Origin of the sequence: Acidocella sp. (genome assembly GCF_052326845.1) — a bacterium.
Lineage (GTDB): Bacteria > Pseudomonadota > Alphaproteobacteria > Acetobacterales > Acetobacteraceae > Acidocella.
Genome location: NZ_JBKQJR010000127.1, coordinates 1 through 5,130, shown reverse-complemented (window position 1 = coordinate 5,130; position 5,130 = coordinate 1). Strand labels below are relative to the sequence as shown.

The 5,130-nt window shown below is 60.7% G+C and carries 6 protein-coding genes and 3 pseudogenes; 6 read left to right on the top strand and 3 right to left on the bottom strand.

All coding sequences use genetic code 11. From position 1 onward, the window contains the following. From ACLPJJ_RS08420 to ACLPJJ_RS08410, 3 genes and pseudogenes are all read left to right on the top strand, one after another. Window positions 1-263, top strand: a pseudogene (locus tag ACLPJJ_RS08420) (hypothetical protein); the annotation flags it as partial. After that, on the top strand, window positions 250-1,065 hold the full coding sequence (locus ACLPJJ_RS08415) for an alpha/beta hydrolase (RefSeq protein ID WP_443590510.1): 816 nt from the start codon (window positions 250-252) through the stop codon (window positions 1,063-1,065). The pseudogene ACLPJJ_RS08420 and the gene ACLPJJ_RS08415, both read left to right, overlap by 14 nt. A 63-nt stretch (window positions 1,066-1,128) precedes the next feature. Continuing rightward, window positions 1,129-1,554 (top strand): organic hydroperoxide resistance protein, encoded by a 426-nt coding sequence (locus tag ACLPJJ_RS08410; protein ID WP_443590508.1) that lies wholly within the window; start codon window positions 1,129-1,131, stop codon window positions 1,552-1,554. Between the two features lie 91 nt (window positions 1,555-1,645). Here the strand turns inward: ACLPJJ_RS08410 and ACLPJJ_RS08405 are convergent, their stop codons facing one another. After that, the gene (locus tag ACLPJJ_RS08405) at window positions 1,646-1,978 is read right to left on the bottom strand and encodes a hypothetical protein (protein WP_443590507.1); all 333 of its coding nucleotides are present in this window, start codon (window positions 1,976-1,978) and stop codon (window positions 1,646-1,648) included. Between the two features lie 215 nt (window positions 1,979-2,193). Here ACLPJJ_RS08405 and ACLPJJ_RS08400 point away from each other — a divergent pair. Further along, window positions 2,194-2,487: pseudogene (locus ACLPJJ_RS08400) on the top strand (transporter substrate-binding domain-containing protein); the annotation flags it as partial. A 124-nt stretch (window positions 2,488-2,611) separates the two neighbouring features. Continuing rightward, complete coding sequence (locus ACLPJJ_RS08395; protein ID WP_443590506.1) at window positions 2,612-3,220, top strand: hypothetical protein; 609 nt, start codon at window positions 2,612-2,614, stop codon at window positions 3,218-3,220. Window positions 3,221-3,480: 260 nt separating this feature from the next. Here ACLPJJ_RS08395 and ACLPJJ_RS08390 read toward each other — a convergent pair whose 3' ends face one another. Together ACLPJJ_RS08390 and ACLPJJ_RS08385 are read right to left on the bottom strand one after the other, a co-directional pair. Then, window positions 3,481-4,407 (bottom strand): transporter, encoded by a 927-nt coding sequence (locus ACLPJJ_RS08390; protein ID WP_443590505.1) that lies wholly within the window; start codon window positions 4,405-4,407, stop codon window positions 3,481-3,483. Between the two features lie 22 nt (window positions 4,408-4,429). Beyond that, window positions 4,430-4,801, bottom strand: coding sequence for a YidH family protein (locus ACLPJJ_RS08385; protein ID WP_443590504.1), 372 nt, complete (start codon window positions 4,799-4,801; stop codon window positions 4,430-4,432). Window positions 4,802-4,887: 86 nt separating this feature from the next. Between ACLPJJ_RS08385 and ACLPJJ_RS08380 the strand changes: the two are divergent. Then, window positions 4,888-5,130: pseudogene (locus tag ACLPJJ_RS08380) on the top strand (hypothetical protein); the annotation flags it as partial.

Below are 5,130 nucleotides of genomic sequence, written 5' to 3'. Positions count from 1 at the left end.
GCTCTGGACCAATCCAGCCGTACAACCCCACGGAGCCCGTCATGTCCAACGTTCGTACCCTCCTCGCCTCGGCCCTTATGCTCAGTACCATTGCCAGCGGCAGCGCCTTTGCCGCCCCCCCGGTGCTGGAGCCCACCACCCAGCATTTCATCGACAGCCTGTCCGGCGCCAAGCCGATCTACGCCTACACGCCCGCTCAGGCCCGCGCCCTGCTGGATCAGCTGCAGTCTGGCCCCGTCGCCAAGCCGGATGGCCAATATTGAGGACCGCGTGCTGCCGATCGGGCCCACAGGCCATACCGCCATCCGCATCGTCCGCCCGCACGGTGCCCAGGGTATTCTGCCCGTGGTCATCTATTTCCATGGCGCCGGCTGGGTGATGGGCGATACCACCACCCACGACCGCCTGATCCGCCAGCTCGCCGATGGTGCCGATGCCGAGGTGGTGTTCGTCGATTACGAGCGCTCGCCCAAGGCGCGCTATCCCGTCGCCATCGAGCAGGATTACGCCGTGACCCAGTATGTTGCCGCGCATCCGCAGGAATTCAATGTTGATGCCACGCGCCTGGCCATCGCCGGCGACAGCGTGGGCGGCAACATGACCGCCGTGGTGGCGCTGCTGGACAAGGAGCGGCATGGCCACGCGATCAAGGCGCAGCTGCTGTTCTACCCGGTCACCGACGCCGCGATGAATGACGGCTCCTACCATGAATTCGCCAACGGCCCGTGGCTGACGGCCAAGGCGATGGCCTGGTTCTGGGACGCCTATGAGCCCAGTGTGAGCCTGCGCGCCGACCCGCATATCTCGCCGCTGAACGCAACACTCGACCAGCTGCGCGGTGAGCCTGAGGCCATGGTGATCACCGACGAGAACGACGTGCTGCGCGACGAGGGCGAGGCCTATGCCCGTAAGCTCATCGCGGCCGGTGTGCCGACCACCGCAACGCGCTATCTCGGCACCATCCATGACTTCGTGATGCTGAACGCCCTGGCCGGCACCCCGGCAGACACCGCCGCGGTGGCCGAGGGCACCGCTTTCCTGCGCGCCGCACTGAGCGCGAACTGACCCCCGCTTTCACCCGAGGCCAGTCCATGGTGGGCCGGCCCCTTTCCCCAAGGAGAAACCACGATGTCTGTTAACGTTCTGTACACCACCGAAGCCCGCGCCACCGGCGGCCGTGATGGCCATGCCGCGACCACCGATGGCAGCCTGCATGTGAAGCTGACCACGCCCAAGGAGCTGGGCGGCGCTGGCGGCGAAGGCAACAATCCCGAGCAGCTCTTTGCCGCTGGTTATGCCGCCTGCTTCCTCGGCGCGATGAAGTTCGTCGCCTCGCAGGGCGGTCCGAAAGTGCCGGCTGATGCCAGCGTGACCTCAACGGTCGGCATCGGCCCGCGCTCCGAGGGTGGGTTCGGCATCACCGTGGCGCTGGCCATCGCGCTGCCGGGGCTGGAGCGCGCCCAGGCCGAAGCACTGGCGGAAAAGGCGCATCAGGTGTGCCCCTACTCCAACGCCACCCGCGGCAATGTCGATGTGCAGCTCAGCGTCGTCTGATCCTCGTATGACGCCCTGAACCGGGAGGCCAGCCGCTCCGTGCGGCTGGCTGTCTGGCCTGCGATCTGGACAGTGCGTATTGCCATACGCGTCAGGGCGAACCCGCCCGAACGTACCCGTCCTGCGAGCCGGGGCGGTGGCGGGCCGTTTGGGGGGACTGCGGGGGGTAATCCCCCCTGAAATTAAGGGGACGCATGAGTAGAATTTTCTCGGCATTATGGACGAGGAGATTTTGATGAAGCTGACGAAATACAGTGAGCTGCAGATCCTTGCGATTTTGCGCACGGAATGCCCCCTCTTTGCTTTTGCTTGGATAGTGTAGACATTCAGGGTCGAAACGATCCAGTTCCAGCGCGAACTCGTCAAAGGGCACAGCATCCCTAATCAATGCTTGCTTTGCCATCAAAATGCCGTTTAATTTCAACTTGGCAGGTCAGCCAAAGCCCCAATTAATTCAAAACAAAAACTATCTCAAATCATTCGACGCCAGACAATGGTCGCAGCATCAGGGCTAATGCTTCCGTAGGGAGTGGGGAGGAGCGTTCATTGAAAAAAGCTCTTTGTCTACTATTGGCCACAATCATCGGCGCGATCGCGGGTCCGGCCTATCCACAAACCGCCAGTTCTGCAGCCGCGCCGGTGCAGAGCCAGATCCCGGTGATCCGGGTGGGCGTGCTCGTTGTTCCACCGTTCATTATGGAGCAGAATGGCTCAATGACCGGGTTCAGCATCGAACTTTGGGAGGCGATCGCCAAGCAGATGAAGGTGAAGACCAGCTATCGGCTTGAACCCGACATAAATGGTCTGCAGGAAGCCATGCAATCCAAAACTGTAGACCTTACCGTCGTGCCCGTGTTCGTGACCTCGGCCCGAGATCAGATATTCGATTTCTCATATCCAATAATGCAACCCGGCCTGCAGATCATGGTGCGGGACACCGGCGAAACGAGAACGACCGCAAACCCACTATGGGACACGCTCCGCCTGATGTTTTCGCGAACGACCGTATTGTGGCTCATGATGGCCCTGCTGCTCGTGCTGATTCCAGCCACATCTGATGTGGCTGCTCGAACGGCGACACGAAGACGGCCTCATTTCGAGTCGGAAGTACTTCCCTGGCATCTTCCAGGCCATTTTTTGGGCGGTATCGGCGCTGATGACGCAAGAGGAGCGGATGCCGCGTCAATGGCTGGCGCGCACGCTCTCAATTTTCTGGATGTTCGCCGGGGTGATTTTCGTGGCGTTCTATACTGCCCAGCTGACAACCACGCTGACCGTGGAACAAATTCAAGGCGCGATCGAGGGGCCAAGCGACTTGCCCGGTAAGCCGGTCGCCACACTACTGCACAGCACCGCGGCGGATTATCTTCTGGACCAGGGCGCGCAGGTTCAGGAGTTTCAGACAACCGATCAGATGTTTCAGGCTCTTTTGGACAAGAAAGTGGATGCCGTGGTCTTCAGCGCACCAGTGCTCCTTTATTATGCTTCGCATGAGGGACGGGGATTGGTGAAGATGGTCGGTCCTGAATTCAACACTGCGCCAGTCGCGTTATTGATGCAGCTGAACAATCCATTGCGAAAACAGATCGACATTACCTTTCTCAAGCTCCGAGAGAACGGCACGTATCAGCAGATTTACGGCAAGTGGTTCGGCGCTTCCCCCTAGAAGGAGTAAAAATGAAAAGTATATAAAATTAACGAATGTTTCGCTCTCGATATTCTGGTGGGCTATCAATCGCACATCCAAGGAGGAGAGCGATGACAAACAAACCAGAAACGATCAGCCGCACAGTCCTGCCGATCCCGGGTCGCCCCTTCACGGGGGCTGAACCGCGCCGGGTTCGACCGGGAGGCCCATCCCGGTACCGTCGCGCGCATCGGGCAACCTGATACCCTCCTGGAGTGACGCGATCAGCGGGGTGGTTCTTACGGGCCGAACCAGCGGTATTGCAGCGTCACGCCGACCGTCTGGTAGTGCACGGCGAAGCGTCCGGTCAGCCACTTGGACCAACTCAGTTTCGCGGCAAAACCCGGTGCAATCGGGACTGACAGTGTCAGGCCAAAGCGCGAACTCTTCTGATAATCGGACGCGGGCACGTCATTTATGCTGGTCGTGCCGCCAATGTAGTAGGTTGCATCCGCCGCGAGCCACAGGCCGGGGCGAAAAGTATAGCCTCCATGCACCTCAAACGTGTAGATTGGATCCTGGCCACGCACGTGCCCGCGAAAGTAATCGTCGTTGTCGGTGAAGACCCAGACGCCCGTATAGGCTTCCGCGAACCAGTTTCCCAATGGCTGCGATAGGCCGATCTCGGGCTTGAAGGCCCAGCGATGGGAACTGATGTTGATGAGGCGCTGCGCGTCGTATTGACCCGTGGGCGGTATGATGACGAGGCTCACCCCGAGTGTCGTGTTTGGCTGACGTCGCATGAACTCGGCCGGCGTGAGCGCGGGGCCGCCCAACAGGTTCAGCGCCAGCCGGATTCTCACGTCACCAAGCCCAGACCGGTCCAGGCGCTGGTTCTGCGTCTCGAGTTGCCCCTTGAGTTCGCCACTGTAGTAGGGGGCTAAGATGGCGGCGCTTGCCGAGCGCCCGAGGAGGCCGAAAGTATGTTCATAGCCGAAACTGTAGTCGTCGATCTTCGACTTGACGCCCGTGATCGGCAATGATGGGTCGAGCGATACGCTGCCGCTTGTGTCCGAGAAGCCAGAGATGAGAAAGTTAGTGCCAATTGGAGACGCCGAGTAGGCGCGCGGCTCCAGTTCCTGGGCATTGGCGGTGCCGATGCAACATAAGAGGCCGGCCGCGGCGATGACGGCCGCACCGCCGCCGAGGCAGGGGGAGATCCTCATCCGTGGCGCCCTGGCGCGCACCTCATTCGAACGGGCCGACGCGAAAGAGCATGCTCATGATCACCGCGAGCCCAAAAGCAAAAAGGATAAACGCGGTTAAGAGCGTAAACGAGGGCGGGAATGGGCTCTCGCCGCGGATGAGGCCATCCTCGGCCATTCGCTTCCGATCGAGGCGCAACACACGCATGAATCGCACATGATAGATGATGCCGACGCCGAGCACCATGATGCCAAGCAGGACCAGACCGATGCCGAAATGGGGCACTGCGTTGCCGCCGACCTTCAAGACATTTTCCGCGACGAGGTTCTGGGCCACCTTAAAGATCGTGAACCCGAAACTGATGAGCGAAAGGGCGGTGCGGATGACCGCCATGAGCGTGCGGTCGGCGGCCATGCGTGTATTCTGGAACGCCAGGCTCGTGTTTTTGGAAGCCAGTCTGGGTGAATTTCTGCGGAAGGAACAGCGCCGAGGCCGGGCCCATGATCGAGGGCAGGGCACTGGTTCCCGTGTCGTTGGGTCGGCCGATCGCACACATCTGCGCCCACTGCGTGGGGATGTGCGAAAGCCTCTTTGAGCAACATCAGCGGAAGAATTCCAAGCTTGAGAAACTGCCGACGCCGCGCGAGCTCGTGGCCCACTTGAACGAGTACATCATTGGCCAGGAGCGGGTGAAGAAAACGCTGGCGGTCGCGGTCGTCAACCACTACAAGCGCGTGCTCGGC